Annotated in this window: 1 protein-coding gene; it reads right to left on the minus strand. The window is 44.4% G+C overall.

The genetic code is table 11. The features are described 5' to 3' along the window. On the minus strand, nucleotides 1-765 hold a 765-nt coding region (locus R7Q09_RS25135), incomplete at both ends, for a methyl-accepting chemotaxis protein (protein ID WP_318143819.1).

Genomic DNA, 765 nt, shown 5'->3' on the forward strand with positions numbered 1-765 from the left:
ATCGGCTGCCGTCGCTGCGTTAGACGCAATTTCACTGATCGTCGCGCCCATTTGGTTGATCGCTGCAACTACTTGAATCGTCTGGTCACGTTGCTCTTGGCTATTGTCGTACGTTGACGTTGCTTTGCTCGACACGCTGTCTGCCGCTTGACTCAGTGCACCGCTCGTCAAAGATACCTCTTTCATGGTTGCGTGGATTTTCTCAATAAATCCGTTGAAACCTTTAGAAAGTTGCGCGATTTCATCATTGCCACGAATTTCAATACGCTGTGATAAATCACCTTCGCCTTGACCAAGATCGGTAAAGCGATCTGCAATCAAACGAATTGGCTTAGTGATACTGTTTGCAAGCAATACGCCCATCAAAATGAACACCAACGCCACTACAATGGTTGTGATCATCATTTTTTGGCCAGTGGCATTGAGATCAGCAAACACTTCATCAACAGGCACGACGCCAATAACAAACCAGTTCATTGACGGCACATACAAACTCGCGACGAAATTGTCCTTACCTTCAAACTCGACATTAATTAGGTTGAAGCTGTTTTTGTTCAGCAGTTGATTCGCGTTGCTGCCAAAAAGCTGCGCAATCGACGTTTTGTTTTTGCCTTGTTGACGATGAATTTGAATGTCACCTTTTTCATTCGTTAAGAACACGTAACCTGTGTCCTCAATTTGGAAGCTGTTTAGAAGTGACACCATGTCATCCATCGACTTAGATAGACCTGACATCGAGATACCGTTTAAGTCTTGGTAGTTAGT

The organism is Vibrio sp. 2130-1 (assembly GCF_033339515.1).